Annotated in this window: 12 protein-coding genes; 1 reads left to right on the top strand and 11 read right to left on the bottom strand. The window is 41.6% G+C overall.

What is annotated here, in order from left to right; translation table 11 throughout:
• Positions 1 to 9: 9 nt before the first annotated feature.
• The 3 genes from A7K50_RS08970 to A7K50_RS08960 all read right to left on the bottom strand — a co-directional run bounded on the left by A7K50_RS08970 (position 10) and on the right by A7K50_RS08960 (position 3,490).
• On the bottom strand, positions 10 to 1,488 hold the full coding sequence (locus A7K50_RS08970) for a HAMP domain-containing sensor histidine kinase (RefSeq protein WP_119775688.1): 1,479 nt from the start codon (positions 1,486 to 1,488) through the stop codon (positions 10 to 12).
• Positions 1,489 to 1,498: 10 nt separating this feature from the next.
• Positions 1,499 to 2,179 carry a response regulator transcription factor gene (locus A7K50_RS08965; RefSeq protein WP_119775686.1) on the bottom strand — a complete coding sequence of 227 codons (681 nt, stop codon included), beginning with the start codon at positions 2,177 to 2,179 and terminating at the stop codon, positions 1,499 to 1,501.
• A 132-nt stretch (positions 2,180 to 2,311) separates the two neighbouring features.
• Complete coding sequence (locus A7K50_RS08960; protein WP_119775684.1) at positions 2,312 to 3,490, bottom strand: GGDEF domain-containing protein; 1,179 nt, start codon at positions 3,488 to 3,490, stop codon at positions 2,312 to 2,314.
• Between the two features lie 203 nt (positions 3,491 to 3,693).
• On the opposite strand from A7K50_RS08960, the gene A7K50_RS08955 reads away from it, so the two are divergent.
• Positions 3,694 to 4,878, top strand: coding sequence for a pyridoxal phosphate-dependent aminotransferase (locus A7K50_RS08955; protein WP_119775682.1), 1,185 nt, complete (start codon positions 3,694 to 3,696; stop codon positions 4,876 to 4,878).
• 118 nt (positions 4,879 to 4,996) lie between these two features.
• On the opposite strand, the gene A7K50_RS08950 is transcribed toward A7K50_RS08955, so the two are convergent.
• The 8 genes from A7K50_RS08950 to A7K50_RS08915 all read right to left on the bottom strand — a co-directional run bounded on the left by A7K50_RS08950 (position 4,997) and on the right by A7K50_RS08915 (position 18,265).
• Positions 4,997 to 6,217, bottom strand: coding sequence for a trypsin-like peptidase domain-containing protein (locus A7K50_RS08950; RefSeq protein ID WP_119775680.1), 1,221 nt, complete (start codon positions 6,215 to 6,217; stop codon positions 4,997 to 4,999).
• Positions 6,218 to 6,328: 111 nt separating this feature from the next.
• On the bottom strand, positions 6,329 to 7,087 hold the full coding sequence (locus A7K50_RS08945) for an ABC transporter ATP-binding protein (RefSeq protein ID WP_119775678.1): 759 nt from the start codon (positions 7,085 to 7,087) through the stop codon (positions 6,329 to 6,331).
• The gene (cbiQ, locus tag A7K50_RS08940; RefSeq protein ID WP_020492444.1) at positions 7,088 to 7,897 is read right to left on the bottom strand and encodes a cobalt ECF transporter T component CbiQ; all 810 of its coding nucleotides are present in this window, start codon (positions 7,895 to 7,897) and stop codon (positions 7,088 to 7,090) included.
• Positions 7,898 to 7,974: 77 nt separating this feature from the next.
• Complete coding sequence (locus A7K50_RS08935) at positions 7,975 to 9,033, bottom strand: energy-coupling factor ABC transporter permease (protein WP_119775676.1); 1,059 nt, start codon at positions 9,031 to 9,033, stop codon at positions 7,975 to 7,977.
• 257 nt (positions 9,034 to 9,290) lie between these two features.
• Positions 9,291 to 10,331, bottom strand: coding sequence for a bifunctional glycosyltransferase family 2/GtrA family protein (locus A7K50_RS08930; protein ID WP_119775674.1), 1,041 nt, complete (start codon positions 10,329 to 10,331; stop codon positions 9,291 to 9,293).
• A 95-nt stretch (positions 10,332 to 10,426) separates the two neighbouring features.
• Complete coding sequence (locus A7K50_RS08925) at positions 10,427 to 11,929, bottom strand: HD domain-containing phosphohydrolase (RefSeq protein ID WP_020492447.1); 1,503 nt, start codon at positions 11,927 to 11,929, stop codon at positions 10,427 to 10,429.
• Positions 11,913 to 13,958, bottom strand: a complete 2,046-nt coding sequence (locus A7K50_RS08920; protein ID WP_199698263.1) for a HAMP domain-containing sensor histidine kinase — start codon at positions 13,956 to 13,958, stop codon at positions 11,913 to 11,915. Before A7K50_RS08920 ends, A7K50_RS08925 begins: the two co-directional genes overlap by 17 nt.
• Positions 13,952 to 18,265: a thioester reductase domain-containing protein gene (locus A7K50_RS08915; RefSeq protein WP_119775672.1), complete on the bottom strand. Its 4,314-nt coding sequence runs from the start codon at positions 18,263 to 18,265 to the stop codon at positions 13,952 to 13,954. Before A7K50_RS08915 ends, A7K50_RS08920 begins: the two co-directional genes overlap by 7 nt.
• Between the last annotated feature and the right edge of the window lie 19 nt (positions 18,266 to 18,284).

The following is an 18,284-nucleotide window of genomic DNA, read 5'->3' as shown; positions in this document are numbered from 1 at the left end:
CTTTTCTTGTTATTCCGCTAAATCTACCTCAAACCAAAACTCGACGCCATTTTCCACGTTTTGAACCCCATACGCATTACCATGCTGTTCCTGAATAGCCCGGACGATCGACAGGCCGAGACCTGTGCCGCCATAAGAACGAGTTCTTGCTTTGTCCACCTTATAAAAACTGGTCCAAATCTTATCCGAAGCTTCTTCAGGAATGGGAGTGCCGGAGTTGAAAACACTTACTCTGGCTTTTTGTCCTGTTTTTTCGAACTTGACTTTAATTTCTTTGCGCTGGTCTGCATGATTGATCGCATTGACCAGATAGTTCACAATGATTTGCTCAATCCTGTCGATATCGGCATTAACCATAAATTTATTCTGAATTTCTTTGGTCAGTTGAATATTTTTCTCTTTGATCAGCAGCATGTTCTTTCTGAGGACAAATTCAACCAGTTCGTTTAAGTCAAAATCAGTTTTTTCCAGTCGGGTGTAGCCCGCATCGATCTGCGATAACTCCAGAAGCTGTTTGACAAGCTTATTCATCTTAGCGCTTTCATCAATGATCACATTACAATAGAAGTCTTTATCCTCTTCACTTTCATTGACATTGACCTTAAGCCCCTCGGCATAGCCCTGAATCAATGCAATCGGCGTCTTTAGCTCATGTGAAACATTGGAAATAAACTCTTTCCTCATGTCGTCTATTTTTCTTTCTCTTTCGATATCCTCCATGAGCTTTTCGTTGGCCTGCCGAAGCTCATTGATCGATTTCTCCAATTGGGTGGAAAGCGAGTTAATGCTTGACCCAAGTTCACCAATTTCATCGTAGGTCTGCACCGGGTATTTTTTGCCAAAATCCAGTTTGACCATAGATTGAGCAATCTCATTCAGACGAAGAATCGGTTTGGTAAATCTGTCTGTGAAGAAAAATACGATCAAAACTCCGATAACCATAATAAACAAACCCGTAATAAGAGAAAACTTATTGGCAATTGCCGCACTTTCCTCGATCGCGACCACCGGAGTGTTCAGGTACAGATAGTCTCCATTATTTAACTGTCCAACCAGATTAATAAAATCGGAATTCAATCTGCGGTCGGTGGATTTAACAATCACAGGCTGCGTTGAATTCTGGGCATCTTTAAGGATCGAAATATCAGGAATGAACGCATAATCCGAGCCTCCAGGCTTTTTGAACGGCTCATGAAAAAATTCTTCTTCTTTTAATGAAGAAATATATTTGATATACATGGATGAATCAAGAATCGTAATGTTCAGGCCCTCGGTCCTCTCAATTTTCTCCAGATTGAGTAAAATATTGAACGGCTCGCCATCATAGATTTCATTGATCTCATGGTAGTACTCCTTCAAGGTGCTTTCCTTGTTCAAGTAGTAATACTTCGCAAGAAACTGGTCGTTTAAAAACCACGAAAGCAAAACATACAATAAGGTCAGACAACTTATGGCAGTAAATAGTTTTAATTTGATTGATGATTTCATTAGAATTACCTCAAATTCTGATTACCTCAAATCTGTATCCCAGTCCTCTGACGGTTTGAATAAAATCTCCTTTGATCCCTAATTTATACCTTAACCGTTTGATATGGGTGTCCACAGTTCTGGCGTCACCATAATAATCGTAATCCCAAACTGAATTCAGGATCTGTTCCCTTGATACAGCCAGGCTTTCATTATCTACTAGATATAAAAGCAGTTCATATTCCTTCGGGCTTAAATCTACCCGTTCTCCGTCAATACATACGACTCGCCTGTTTTTATCAATCTCCAGACCCTCAAAGTTTTTAACCCTAGCCTTCGGATCACTGGTTCTGCGAAGAAGGGCCCGAACCCGCGCGACCAGGATCAGCGGACTGAAAGGTTTGGTAATATATTCATCTGCACCCAGATCAAAACCGAACAGCTCATCCGATTCCTCAGATCTTGCCGTCAGCATGATGACCGGAATCTGGCCGCTCTTTCGGATTTCCCTACATACTGTCCATCCATCCGTCTCGGGCATCATAACATCCAGGATGGCCAGGCTGATATGCTGCCCGGAATGAATAATATTCAGGGCTTGTTTCCCATCTTCCGCTTCAATGACGGTATACCCTTCCTTTTTTAAAAAATCAGCAACCAGTTTCCTCATTCTAGCTTCATCGTCTGCAATGAGTATATTCCCTAGAGCCATTGCCTAACCCCCTTTAGTTTCCCCCCAACAGTCTATAATGCTATTTGTTTCAGGAGAGATTGATCCCTGGATGATATTTTAAGGAATAAATGTGTACGTTTCGTGAACGATCAATTAATATTCTGTGAAAGTTCATATCATTGAACCTGCATGGCTTATTGCGTTCTTGCCGACCCTTTTGGAGTGATACAGGCCAGCATCAGCGGTCTCAATTAGATTATGGGCTGTCGTGCCATCCTCCGGATAAGCAGCTAGTCCTATAGAAACCGAAATACCCGGCTCTTCACTGACTCTTTTTCTGAACCGTTCGGCGACAATCAGGGCATCCGTTATTTTGGTTTTCGGCAAAATGACCAGGAATTCATCTCCTCCATAACGACCAAGTATGTCAAATTCCCTGATATTTTCCTTGGCAATACTTACGACCTTTTTGAGGACCATGTCCCCGACAACATGTCCACGGTTATCATTGATGCTTTTAAAATTATCAATGTCAAAGAGCATGAGTGTGAATTCGCCTATCTTGGGATCATCAATCAGGTTTCCAAAATAATTCATGATCCCCTTTTTATTATACGCATCGACCAGCGGATCTCTCTGGACCATATTGAGCAAGTGTTCATTGTGCAATTCCATTTCCAGCATTTTTCTCTTTACTTCGTAGTTGATGGTCTTATTGATGTCTACAATCTTCTCTTCAGCGTTCGCCAATTTTAAACGATATGGCTCCTTTGATGTTTTTTGGATATAACAGTAAAACAGTAGGTACGCGGCAAACTGACAGAACGGAATCAGGAAAGAGGAATTGGTAGGAAATTCATATTGGAGCAGCTGTCCAGAACCCATAAATATGACTCCCCAGGTCAATGACATCTGCTTTTCGCCGAGAAATTGATGCATCAATACAATAATCCCGGCTGTCAGGACAACATCCGCACCGCTTAAGAATTCCGTTATCGTCAGAATAACCGGCAGGTGGTCGGCCTTCATGACTATGAAAAGTACCAAAAAGGGAAAAATTACGCTTAAAGCGGCAGATGCAGCGTAATTCTTCCACCGCCATGATAATATCAGTATAAACAACAAGCAGAGAAAAGCAAAATTTGTATGATGAAGCACTTTAATACGCAGTACCATGTCAGGATAGGCTATACTAAGCAGTGCTAATAGAAACGGCACAATAAAACTGAATCCAAAAAGAGCTGAAAAACTCTTTTCCTTGTTCATGGTAAATACAAATACCAAATTCAGAAAAGAAAAACATAAAATGATAATGACTGCAGCCTGATCATTTAAATAGGCATAGAACATTTTAATCCCTCAAATCTTTTTCTCGTCTGATTAACTGTAAAATTCGACATTTTCTTCTATATTCCTGTTTTCTTTTATTCCTGACGTTTTTTCATCGATACGGATATTTTGCCAGACTTCAGCAAATAGACTTTTTTGTCAAGATCAAATGAGGTAGAATAATACCAGTAATAATATGAGATGTTCCTAAAGGAGAAATGTGCGTGTTTTCGGAAAAAGTAGTCAATAATTTAAAGAATGCCTCCTGGATCAGAGCAATGTTTGAGGAAGGGGAAAGACTCACTAAAATTTATGGACGCGAAAACGTCTATGACTTCAGTTTGGGCAACCCCTTTTCTGAGCCGCCGGAAGAGGTCATAGAATCTCTAAAAAACTATGTCACCGGGAATTATAAAGGGATTCATAAATACATGAACAATGCCGGCTATCCCGAAGTCAGAGAAAAAATTGCCCGGTCGCTTCAGCATGACAGTGAAATCGAACTTACCCAAGATAATATTATCATGACGGTCGGCGCTGCCGGCGGACTGAATGTTGTACTGAAAGCGCTTCTGAATCCTGGTGAAGAGGTTATTATCTTCGCCCCCTATTTTGTTGAATATATGTTCTATACAGATAACCATGGTGGGAAACCAATCATTGTACCGCCGGACCGCCGGACACTCGAGCCAGACTTGGATGCCCTGGAAAAAGTGATTTCGCCTAAAACAAAGGCGATTATTATTAATACCCCAAACAATCCCACCGGCATTGTCTACAGCAAGGAGAAGCTGAAACAAATCAAAGAAGTCCTGCTAAAAAAACAAGATGAATATAAAACTGTTATCTATATTATTTCTGATCAGCCCTATGACCAGATTGTCTATGACGGGATGAAAATCCCGAACATCCTGTCCATTTTTGAAAACAGCATCATTGTTAATTCCTTCAGTAAATCGCTCGGCCTTGCCGGAGAAAGAATCGGATATATTGCAACGAGCAGCCAAATTAAAGACGCTGACGTGCTGAATAACGCTTTGAGCTTTTGTAACCGAACACTTGGGTTTGTCAATGCTCCCGGATTGTTCCAGAAAGTTGTCGGTGATTCCCTTGATGTCAAAACAGATGCCGCGGATTATCAAAAGAAAAGAGATTATTTATATGAGCATTTGACTGCACTTGGTTTTGAATGCGTCAAACCGCAGGGAGCCTTTTACCTTTTCCCGAAAGCACTGATCGAGGACGATGTTGAATTTGTCAAAAGGGCCGTTAAATATCATTTATTGCTTGTCCCCGGAAACGGATTTGGCTGTCCCGGTTATATCAGGATATCTTACTGCGTAAGTATGGATACCATCGTGAATTCCATTCCTGCGTTTGAAAAACTGGTGCAGGAATTCCGATCCTGATAGCTGATCGAAACGAGCTCCTGCAAAGGAATTGCTTTCGTATAAGCAACATAAGAAAAAACCTCGCATCTCAGAACGGTGCAAGGTTTTTTCTTATCTGATCGCTAAGGTCGGCTGCTCAGGATTTTAATTCTGTCAGTGTAACCTTAACGTCTTTTGTGTTCCCCTGACGGTAATAGGTAACGGTGACCGCATCTCCAACCTCAAATTTAAACAATTCATGGGTCATTTCAAGCGAACTGGTGATTTCAACGCCATTAACCTTGGTAATGACATCTCCGGCACGAATCCCAGCTTTATAGGCAGGTCCTTCAGTTGAAACCGCTGAAATATAGGCGCCAGCAGGCCATCCCTGCTGGGAAGCCCATTCAACAGTATACCGTTCGTCGATCGAGACCAGAATGCCTGGATGGGCAGCATAGCCCTTCTTAATCAGCTGTTGGATCGTCGGCCAGGCGTCCGTAATCGGAATCGCAAAGCCCATTCCTTCATAGCCGGTGTCTTGGTTTTTAGCTGCATTGATGCCAACGACCTTTCCATGATAATCTACCAGTGGTCCTCCGCTATTTCCGGGGTTGATCGCCGCATCGGTCTGAATTAGATTAAAACTTGCTTCTCCTTGCAGCTCCAGAAAACGGTTCGTCGCTGAAATCACACCCGTCGTCACAGAGCGGGCAAAATTTTCTCCACCTGGATTCCCAATCGCAACCACAGGTTCTCCGACTTGAAGCGTACTGGAATCTCCAAGACTGACTGCAGTCAGATTGTCGGCTGATATTTGAACAACGGCCAGATCTGTCCGCGCATCTCCTCCCACGAGTTTGCCTGTGATATTACGCCCATCAGCGAGACTTACGACCAGTTTCTCAGCACCTTCGATAACGTGATTGTTAGTCACAATAAGCCCTTTCTGCGCATCGATAATAAAGCCGGACCCGCTGGCTACTTCGGCAAGTTCACTTGACCGGCCAAATAGATTGCCGCCGCTCTGAAAATTGGCAATCCCCACGACAGCCGGACCTACTTTTTTCGATATCTCTACCACCGGATACGTGCTGCCACTGCTGTCTGCACTCGTCGAAGTATTCGCGACCGCCGGGGTTGTGGCGAGTGCATTTGTCTTAGCCGAACTGCCGCTCTGATTTTGGATACTCATGATTTCAGGATAGATTATTGGGGCCAAAGTGAGAGATGCCGTCCCACCAAGCAAGGCGCTGATGATCGCGACAATTGCAATAACCATGATCCCCGGTTTCTTTCTCCGCGGCTGCTCCCCATTATACGGATAGTCGTGATAAGCGTTATTGTCTTTATAATGGTTATCGTTGTTAAAGTCCACGTCATTCCCCACCTTTTAAATTAAATTTGCTTATGCAAAATAATCGGGTTACAGATTATTTATTATTATAATCATTATTTATGACAATTCTGTGAACTTTTGTTTACAAAATTATGAAAAAACAGCACCGCATTTCGGGCATTTTTGCAGCGAAATCGGCACCTCAAGCCCGCATTGGTCAAGCAGTGCCTCGTCTGCCAATATTTCGGCAGCCGCTCCGTCGGCAGCAATTTCGCCGTCCTTGATCACGATGACTCTCGTGCTGATATCTAGGATCATATCGAGATCGTGGCTCGTAATGATTTTGGTATGTTCGAAACAATTCAGCAAGTTGATGACTCTACGGCGCGATCTTGGGTCAAGCGAAGCAGTCGGTTCATCCATAATCAGGACATCGGGCTGCATAGAAAGAACAGATGCAATCGCTGCTGCTCTTTTTTCTCCGCCGGACAGTTTAAAAGGCGGACGGTCTTTCAGATGTAAGATGCCGACCATCTCCAAAGCTTGAAAAACCCTGCTTTCCACCTCCTTTTCATCATAACGGTAATTCCGGGGACCAAAGGCCACATCGTCATAGACCGTCGACATAAAAAGTTGGTCATCCGGGTCCTGGAAAACCATTCCGAGTCTTTGGCGGATTAACGGCAATGTTTTTTTGGTAACGTGAATATCGCCGACCAACACCTCTCCGCTGCTCGGAAAAAGAACACCCATCAGTAACATGAGTAGGGTGGATTTTCCTGCACCGTTCGCACCGACAATACCGACCGACTCCCCATGGTGAATTGTGAATGAGATATCCTTAACCGCCTTGTTGCCGTCCGGATAAACATAATTAATTGTTTTGGTCTCTAACTTATGATGGCTCATTTAACTTATCACTCCTGATATTAATAGACCAATCATTAATGGAATATTAACCATTCTTGCTAAAATAAAAAACGACAGCCAGCCGCCGAAATAGGCGACATCCCTTAAGGTTACCCATGTGTCGGCTCCTGTATAGTATTCCCCTGTAAAACCGCGTACAAACATTGCCTGATACACTCTCTCGGCCCTGTCAATCGTCCGCAGGAGCAGCTGGCCAACGAGTGTTCCCCAAACACTGGGGTGAATGCCTTTTTGCTGGGGGGCTCGAAGCTTATATGCCCTTATGCTTCTGGATACTTCTTCGATCAAGACGGAAATATACCTGTATGTCAGCAGCAGCTGCAAAACAAAAAGCCGTGGAACCTTCAGCATACGCAAACCGGCGGCAAGTTTATCCATTCCTGTCGTACAAATGAGAATCAGAGCAGCTGTGATCGTGAAGAGACTTTTCAGCAGGATTGAAGCGAAAGTGATCCACCCTCTGGATATTGCAAATCCACCCACGATAATGACCTGAGAATCAAAAAACGGGTTTAAAATACCGATTGCAATAATAAACGGTTCGATCAGGAGTAATCTTGCCAGCACCTGTTTGATCGGCAGCTCTGCAAGAAAAAAAACCACCACCGGGTAGAAAAGCATGGGCAGCAAACCGATAATTTCATGCCTGTCATAGGAGACCACGACGAATAAGTATGCGATCGTCGTCAATATCTTAATCAGCGGATGAAGCTTATGGACAAACGTGTCCTTACAGGCCAGCTCATCCATGAGCCTCATGTTGTACAACGAACTTGTAAAGTCAGCCATTATTGCTTTTCAAGCCTACTTCCGGAATATAATAATTCAAGGATATCGTTTGATATCGTTTCCCACCGTAAGATGGTTCATGCAGTAACTTTCTTCTTTCTTTTCTTTACGTAGCGGATAAAAAAACCTATCATGACTGCCAATACGAGTGTCATCGCACCGCCCACCAATCCGGATACTGTTGTTCCTGCATCTACAGCTGGCCATGTTGCCTCAGTGCTTGTCTCTGAGGCCTGTTCTTCGCTCACACTGTCATCATTTTTAAAACTGTAATCCGGCAAAAATGCTGTTTTGCTTTGAATATCTGACAATATACCATAAATTCCACCAGACTCTGCCAGCTCCGTGATCCCGGCCGTCTTTTTCATAGACCATTCCAAGCCATCCGGATTTGACGATGCAAACCAGGAAAGTCCCCCACCGATAATGACTGCTGTAATAGCAAGTCCGTATATGATCCGTTTGAGGGAAGTATTGTCTGAGATTTTCCCCGATACCTGCTTTTCAATAAGTTCAGGCCGCGCTTTCCATACAAAAGTAAGCACTGCGGCGGTAACCAGCCCTTCTACAATCCCGATTGCAAGATGGATAGGCTGCATCATGAGCACAAAAGTTGAAAACGGAAGCTCCGTCTTTCCAGAAAAGAACGTTTCCAAAACAACGCTGAAAGCCCCCAGTTGAAGCCCGACAATCGCTGCAATCATCGAGCCGGCCATGATGCGTTTAGCCGAAAGCCCTTTTTTAACAAACCACTTGAATATCAGAGGATAAGTAATAAAACAAGTATAGAATCCCAGGTTGAATACATTACAGCCGTAAGCCAAAAGCCCGCCATCGCCAAAAAACAAGGCCTGTATCAACAATATTGATGCCATGGCCAGGAACCCAGCGTACGGCCCAAGCATAGCAGCTAGAATCAACCCTCCTCCAAGATGTCCACTGGAACCCGTTCCTGGAATCGAAAAATTGATCATCTGGGATGCAAAAACAAAAGCTCCCATAACTCCCATCAAAGGAACCTTTTTTTCCTCCAAATCATCCTGAATTTTTTTTATCGAATAAGCCGCTACCCCTGCGGTAGCGACCCACATGGTTCCACCAATTACCGGCGAAATCAAAGCATCTGCCATATGCATTCTACAGCACCTCCATATTTCTGTAAATTTTTCATGGACTGCTTAGATCAATTATAAATTACGCTTCAATTTTTACAATCCTGGTGGGGGGGATACATCGCGTATTTCTTCATATTCATTCCTACTTATTCCTATTTGCGTGCTGAATTAGGAACCTATGTCCAAACCAATGCCCAATATGGTATCGAACCTTGCACTAAAAACAAAAAAGCCGGGCGTGGCCACGGACTACAGAGCAAATCATCTTTTTTGTTTTTTTATTTGCCGTGATCAGGGGCTTTTTTCGAACTAAATACAAAGTTACGCTGCAACCAGTAACTGAATAAGAAAAGTGTTAATTCTGTGATAATCTTGGCAAAAACCAATGGTGTACCGATCAGAATGTGGAAGAGATACATCAGTCCGTAATTACATGCCATGATAAATACGACGAGTGAAAAGTATTTCGGGACAGATTTATAATGTTCCGTGTTTTGGTTCCGGGAAAAGACAAAGTAATGGTTCATGCTGTAATTGAAAATGGAACTGCAGACTCTTGCCCCAACTACAGCGATCAGTAGATTTGATGTGGAGAATTGAAACAATAGCAACAGAGCAAAGTCAAGCGCTCCGGACATCAAAGAAGAGGTACAAAATTTAAGAATCGGGTAATATACTCTGGCCGAATCTGAAAAGGTCCGGAAATGGGAGGATCTATTTTTTTCGTCATAGACTGTATTGATCCATACTTCGTAGAACCAATAGCCCGCTGCCTTCGCCTCGAGCAGAATGTTCATTTCATATTCAAATCTTTTCCCCTGGATGCCGCCTAACCAGTCGAACATATCAGCTGAATATCCTCTTAAACCTGTTTGCGTATCGGTCAAATGCGAACCCGAAGAGACAGAAAATACTGCCCGGGTTACCGTATTTCCGAAACGGCTGCGTGGAGGAACTTTGCCGGAAAACTTCCGGGAGCCAAGAACGATAAATCCGCGGTGTTCCTTGGCAACCTGGGCAACTCTGATGATATCTTCAGGTAAATGCTGTCCGTCACTGTCGGCACAGATAACCCCTTCTTTTTCACCTTTTTCCTTAATATATCGAAATCCCGTCTTCAGGGCAGCCCCTTTGCCTTGATTGACCGGATGTGTTAACACGGTGCAGCCCAATTTGCCTGCGCCTTTGAATATCCTCTCATAAGGCTTGCCACTGCCGTCGTCTACAATCACAATCTGAAAATCGCACTTTTCTTTTATATTCTCTATCAACCTTAGAAGCCGTTCATCCGGTTCATAGGCCGGTATAAGTATCGTCATCAGATTCTCTCCTTACATAACTGCACGATGATATCTACGATTGTAAGGGTTCATTATGTCCGTTACGTGAACTTTCAATTACGATTTTATGAATTTCATTCAAACGTTGAAGCAACCTCCTTAGCCATTTGTTCGAAATCAGTCAGCTGGTGAATGAATTTCTCGACTACTTCCGCATCAAATTGAGTCCCGGATCCCTGAATGAGCTGATTCCTGGCTTCCTCAAACTTCAGTCTGGAGCGATAGCGCCGGTCGGAAATCATCGCATCAAAAGCATCGGCAACAGAAATAATTCTCGCCGGGAACGGGATTTCATCTTTCGTCAGCCCTTCTGGATATCCTTTGCCATCGATGCGTTCATGGTGACATTTGACAATCGGAACCACCTCTTTAAACATCGATACGGCCGACAAAATTCTTGCCCCTTTCAACGGGTGTTTTTTAATTTCTTCATACTCTTTCTCGTTTAGCTTCTGGGACTTAAACAGAATATCATCTGAAGTACCTATTTTCCCAACATCATGGAAAATACCGCTGATCCGCAGCAATTCGAGCTCCTCCTTGGAGAAATGGAAAGCCTCACCGATTTTAACGGCAAAATAGGCTACTCTGTCGGAATGACCGCGGGTATAAATATCCTTTGCATCGACGACCATTCTTAGGGCTTCAATCGTATCCATGTAGGTTTCTCTGAGCTGATCATACGTTTTGTTCAGCTCATCATTTTTAATATTCACTAAGGAATGTAGAAACGCATTATTGATAGATGAGGAGGCCTGGTTGGAATAGATCTCAAGCAGTTTCAGTCCATCCTCAAGATCGTCCCCTTCTACAAAAATGATGCCAATGTCCTGAAGATATTCGTTAATCAGAGGAATAATTACTTTTTTATCAAGCTTAACGACCTTTTTATTGATTCTGGCGCTGCCAATAAACTCCATTAGTTCCGGATCAAGCATTTCCATAAAATCGGCCACTTTTTTCTTATATTTCCCAATCCCTTTAAATATGCTGTTATTGCCGGAACTAATCCTGGTGATATCATCGACCAGAATAAAAGCATTTTTACTGTTGACCAAAGGCAGGATTTCAGCCAGAATATCCTCCAGAATGTTGTCTATCGGCTGAAGCTGATATATTTTAGGAACAGACTGCAGAATTTTATTCAGGCCTTCCTGGAACTTCTTGATCGTCCGCATTTGGGAAATCGATTTGATTCCAGATTCAACGAGCAGGAGCAGCTGGTCAAAACGGTCACCTTTTTCGCAGTAACCCTGGATTTCCAGTGCTTTGATGGTTTCCAGCGGCGGAGCAAGATCCTTGTGGCCTGTCAGCAAAAGAATATACAGTTCGTTGTTGAACTCTCTGATTCTCTCTACGACCTTGTCTCCATGGATCGGATACATTAAATAGTCAAGAATCAACAAATCATACTTCTCTTCACGGACTTTTTCAATAGCCTCCAACGGATCGGTCAGGCCAACAAATTGGTAGCCGCTTCTTTTTAGGACAACAGACAGCGAATCAATAATTCCTTGTTCGTCATCAACAATTAAAATTTTGTAGTCTAGATTAACGCGATTAGTTGAACGTCTCATCGTTAGCCTCCTGTACGTGTGCGAATAGATAAGGAATTGTGATATAGAATGTAGTGCCGACGCCTTCCTGCGATTTAAACCTCATATTACCCGAAAATCGTCCTTTAATTGTAGAATACGACATGTAAAGTCCAAGACCTGTGCCATTTTTACCTTTGGTCGTAAACATTTCCTTGAACAGTTTTTTCTGCACTTCCTCAGGAATACCCTTACCATGATCGCTTAGAACAAATTCGAGGTTATGTCTTTCTTTGTAAATGCTGAAACCAATCTCTCCTATTTGTCCCTCGTAGGCATGCATTGCGTTGATGATCAGATTGTCAAATACTTGTACCAGGCTGTTCAGCTCTCCTCGTATTTCTGTCTGCAGATCAATTTGGAAATCAGGTTTAAGCTTGCAGTGGTATTTTTTCAGCTCATGCTTCATCAAAACGTCAATTCTTTTGACCAAATCTTCCACGGTGAACTTATCTGAGCCGGCGTAGTTCATCTGTACTGCCTGACCTTTAACTGCGCTGATAATATCTGTCATATAGGAACAGTATGGCTTCATCTTATCAAGCCATTCCTGCATCTCTTTTGCAATCTCGTAATGATCGGCAGGTGATACAGCTTTATCTTCAATAGATTCCTTGTATTCATTCGTTAAATCCTTGAGTGCCTCGATACCTCCGGCAATCGACATGATCGGTGTTTTCAGGTTATGGGCGATTCCGCCAATCAGCTGGCCAAGCGAAGCCAGCCTTTCTTGTTCCAGAATGATGGCCTGGTTTTCTTTCATCGATTCAATGTTTGCTTTTTCTTTTTCTTGGATTTTATTGAAGGCAATAATCAGATCCCCAATTTCATCATTGGAGGTAATTGCCAGCTTCTGATCAAGATCAACGTTAACGCCATGCGAGATGTCCGAGAGGTTTTTAGCAACCCTCGAAACGTCCTCACCGAGGGACCTGGAGAAGTAGTTTAAGACAATAAAGTTAATCATGAACAGCAGGATGAAGCTTACAGAAAAATAAACAATTGTATTATAGGAAGAAATATCATATTTAATACCAATAATATAATCGCCGTTAGGGCCTGGAACTCTTACAGATGTTCCCTGAGATTCGACTGTATAGTCTTCATAGATTCTTCCGTCATAGTTGTTCGATACTTCAATGGCATATTTAATAAAAAAATTACTTGCATTTTTATTATCAAGAGAAATATAATCTCCCTCTGGTGTAATAATAAACCTCGAATCATGGTCTTTATTCACCAAGACAATGCGACTTAGAGCCTCTATTACCTTTTTTTCATCATAAGTCCCCATGACAACATTCGTTTTTAGCTGTTCTGAATACATTTTATAAATAAGATCGCCTTTTTCGGTAATCAATCTGGAATAGCCAACTAAAGATGTAAATAAAATGGCGATGATAATTGTTGGCAAGACGTGAAGTATGATTTTTCTTCGAATGCTTAGATTTATTCCTTGAAGCTCATTATTGGCGGAAGTCTTTAATAGGATATTGGTAAACATTCTTTTGGAGAAAATGAAGGAGAAAAGTGCTGCCAGCGTTGCGAAAGAAAATACCAGAATGACAATTCGGTAGATCAAGGTTAACGGATGACTACCTGTGATAAATAGAATGATAAACAAGACAATGAGCGATACAATGATTTGTCCGAAATAAATAATATAGGGTATGTTAATACATTTTTTCCTGATCTTGTGCAGTTTCAAACGTGACTCCTCAGAATTTTCCGCTACTAAAGAAGCCCACTGATCAATATTGGAAAGCGACAATTTAAAAAATATGAAGCTCGGAATGATAATCAAAAACGTAATAATAATAAACTGAGTATTGTAGGATATATAGGATACGTCAACATCAAAGCTGGTATTGATGGATCCTGGTGGATAGTTGAATACAAACGGAATGATAAAATATAATGCGAGTACCGTACAAAGAATAACGAGTGTATAGATAAGTGTTATCTGCAGACTTATTCTCTTTTGAAAAGACTCTTTCATCTTTTTTAACATACAATGTTCCTTCTAACCTGGTTTTCATTTAGATAATTGATCTTGCTCATATAACAAATAATTTTTGAAATATAAGCCTGGTCAATATCCGGCCAGTCAAAATCTGCTAGGTTCAATTCATTCCGGGTAATCTCTGATTTAACATTCACCGTCTGAAAATAAGCAGAAAACTTTCCCTTTAGCAGCTCGTTAACGGCAGGACTGACGTTATGCTTTTTCATATTCTTTTCAACAATCTGAACAAAAACATCATTAGGAACAATTTCAATATGGATGCCCAAATTGTTTAACATCTCAACTACTTTGGCAAGGCTGACCGTTTTATGATTAAACAAATGGAAGATACGTGTTCCTGCAGATAAATTGATTAACCTGCCTATCGCTTCGCTGCAATAATCGACCGGAGTAAATTCTAACTGTTCATCCGTCCAGATTTTCGGAACAAAACCAAGCTCAATAATTGCTTTAATCCTCTCATAGAAACCATTTTCCTGAATATTTTTCTGAAATTGCCCGTCGTTGTAACGACCGGTCAAAACACCGATGCGATAGACATCCGCCTTTAAACCATTTTTGACGTTCTGATAAATAAATCGTTCCGATTCAAACTTGCTTTTTACGTAAACGTTGCCGCTGTAATCCTGTCCGATATACAAGTCTGATTCTGTAAAATCTACCCTTTCCTCGTGGATGTTATTTGTAAGATAGTTTCCCGACACAGTAATCGAAGAAACATAGTTCAGACGAATATCTCCCTGTAGACAGAATTCAGCTACTCTTTCTGTGCCTTTAATGTTGACATTCAGATAGTCCCTATATAACCCGTAATGCTTTACGATTGCAGCTGAATGAATGACTAGGTCGATCTTTCCCAGAAGATATTGATAAATATTGCCATCCAGTCCAAACTGGTCCTGCGCAATATCACCAGGAATAATGATGATCCGCTGGTTTAACTCCTGACTGTATCTTCCATTGAAATAAAAGTCCAGTTGTTTTCGCAGTTTATCTTCCGCTTCCCGAATCGTTTTTCCTCTCAATAAACAGTAAATATTACAGTCTTTTTGCTTAAACAGCTGTTCCAGCAAATGTATCCCTAAAAAACCAGTAGCTCCGGTCAGCAAGATGTGCTGCGCCCTCTTCAGGCTAGGCTGTACATCATAATCAAGACTAATCTCCTCGATCGGGTTTTCACTAATCAAACCACTTTGAGCACTGTCTTTTTGAGCCTCCATATTCTCGGATATTTGTCTGATCGTCTGATATTCATAAAGATCCTGAATCTCTATATCAATACCTTTTTTCGTCAACAGGACTTGAAGCTGGACAATCGTAAGTGAGTCTCCGCCTAGATCAAAGAAATTATCATCAATACCGACAGATTTTCTACCCAGTAAAGAGCACCAGACTTTCGCAATTGTCCTTTCTAATGAATTTCTTGGTAGAATAGGTTTTGCTGCATTTTCCTCACACTCAGGTAGTGAATTCCTGTCAATCTTATTATTTGGAGTTTTAGGAATGAAATCAACTGGGATAATATAGCTTGGGATCATATAATCAGGCAGATACTGTGCTAAATAGGCCTTTACCTCAGTACTGCCTATTTCTGTATCTGCAACAATATAAGCACATATTACTTTACTATTGTTTAAATTTTCTTTGACAACCGCAACGGCCTCCCTAATGTTAGGATGTTGAAGAAGTTCGTCTTCAATCTCACCAAGCTCAATTCGGTATCCTCTGATTTTTATTTGATAATCAGTCCTCCCCAGGTATTCAATATCTCCTTCTGGATACCACCTAGCAAGGTCCCCTGTTTTATAAAGTCTTTCTCCAGGAAGAAAAGGATTGGCAATAAAGCGTTCAGCGGTTAGATCGTCTTTTCCAAAATAGCCTTTCGAGACACCCGTTCCACCGATAAACAAATCCCCTGGAATTCCAATTGGCAGTAAATTCATATAGTGGTCAAGGATATAAACCTGCGTATTAGCAATAGGTTTGCCGATATGGGGCTTCCTTTCATAAGTAACATCGGCCATAGTCGACCAAATCGTCGTTTCGGTCGGCCCATATAAATCATATATTTTTGCTGAGGACGATACGACCCTTTTTAAATCGTTCAATACCGCAGTGGACATTGCTTCTCCAGTTACTAGAATATCAGTAAGATTTCTGATCCCCGTAAGCTCCAGATCGCTACTCAGCAGCAGCTGAACCCTTGAAGGTGTGGCCTGAAATATATTAATATCATGATTATACATTACTTTATTAAGTTCTTCCGGAATAATTTGCTGCTTTTCGTTCGCGATTACGACTGTGAGCCCCCTGCTGAGAGGCAATAAAGATTCCGCGACAAAAATATCAAAAGAAATCGTTGTGACCGACAGCATGACCTTCTCGGGAGAAAAGTCGATCTTTGCCGTTATTCCCGAAATCAGATTCACAATGGCTGAATGCTGGACCATGACACCCTTGGGCTTTCCAGTCGAACCGGATGTATAAATCAGATAGGCGATATCCTGTGGTGTATTGACTTTCGGCAGGTTAGCTAATCCAGCCAATTGTTCATTGTGACTAAAAACATCGATAACTTCCCCGCTGAAATGGATCTCTTTCATGAGTTTCTGACAGGTTAACAGAATCGTAGTATGGCTGTCTTCAAGCATATAATCGATTCGCTGGGAAGGATAGTCAGGATCAATTGGCAGGTAAGCACCGCCGGCTTTCAGTACTGCCAGGATCGATACAATCATCTCCAGAGAACGTGGAACAAAAATTCCTACAAATTTGTTAGCCCCAACGCCCTTGTCCCTGAGTACTCTGGCAAGCCGGTTCGCTCTTTGATTCAACTCATAATAGGAGATACTACTCTCCTCAAAAATCAATGCTGTTTTGGCCGGCGTTCTTTCTGCTTGTTCTTCGAATAACTGGGCAACCGTTTTGTTGTGAGGGAAGAATAATCCGGTGTTATTGAACTCACACAGGATTCTCTGCTTTTCCTTCTCTGAAATCATCTCTAGTTTGGAGATTTTTTTTACAGAATTGTCTAATGCATGCCAAAGAATTCTCAGCACATGGTCATGAATAAATTCAATTTCCTTGCTATAGAAAAGATCCGTCAGATAGTCATAGTCAATAATGATATTGCCGTCGTCTTCGCGTTCGTTAATATGAATATAAAGTGATTCTGTCTGGTGACCGCAAAAATGCCATCTGCCTTCACAGCTATTAATATCACTGTTTTTAACAAATTTGGCATTTTGGTAAGATACGGCAATTTCATATAATTTTTCGATACTTCTGTTGTGTTTTCTAACATGTTTTAAAATCTCATCATACGGATATTTTTGATGCCTCAGGATATCCATCCAGTTTCTAGTCAGCTTATGGCAGAAATCCTGGAAATTTGTATCGTTATCGATATTGACCCTAAGCGGTATCGTGCTGATGAACATTCCGACTGTTTTCTTTTCCCGAGCATTGGCGCGGTTCAGTACAGGCACCCCAAGAACGATATCTTCTTTATTGGATATTCTATTGATATAGATACAGAGCGCGGAAATATAAAGGGTAAAAATCGATGTTTTATTTTCCAGGCAGTATTGAGAAATTTTTCCGGACAATTTATTGGGAATTTTAAACGTTTTTCTAACAGCTTCGGTATGGTTTATCTTGGCTGCTTTGCTTTTCAGTGTGGTCATTTCCGGTGTATCCGCAAAGACATTTTCCCAGTATTCCTTATCTTTGATATACTTAGGAGAATGCATGTACTCAAGTTCACTATGGACATATTCCAAATAAGAAGGGTCATTTTCCTGATTAAAGGAAACGCCTTCTTTCAGCATGTTATAATACTCCATAATTTTATTGCCTATATAAACAACAGTCCACCCATCAGAAATGAGATGGTGGATTTTGCAGTATATCACATTCTCTTTTTCGTTGATTTTAATGATAGAAAAATAAACCAGCGGGCTGTCATTAATGGTAAATGGTTTTTTGGTCTCATCCTGGTCCCAGACATACAGCCGTTTGAGACCACCCTCGCTGAAATCAAAGAAATCTATTTTCGAATATGTAAATTCGGCAACATATTGGAATACCTGTCCGTCTTTTTCCCGAAACCTGAACCTGAGCGCTTCATTTTTTTCGATCACAAGGTTGATGGACTTTTCGAGAAGCCGGAGATCTATGCTCTCTTTAATTTTCAAGGTTGAAGCAATATTGCCGATGCTTGTGCCTGGATGAAGTTTCTCTAAATACCAAATGCCTCTTTGCGGAATTGATAATGGATAATATTCGACCATAGAACAGCAGCCCTCCATA

The sequence above is a fragment of the Dehalobacter sp. MCB1 genome, from assembly GCF_003590275.1.
GTDB lineage: Bacteria > Bacillota > Desulfitobacteriia > Desulfitobacteriales > Syntrophobotulaceae > Dehalobacter.
The sequence above is the reverse complement of the archived record's forward strand: the minus strand, read 5'-3'. Positions and strand labels throughout refer to the sequence as shown.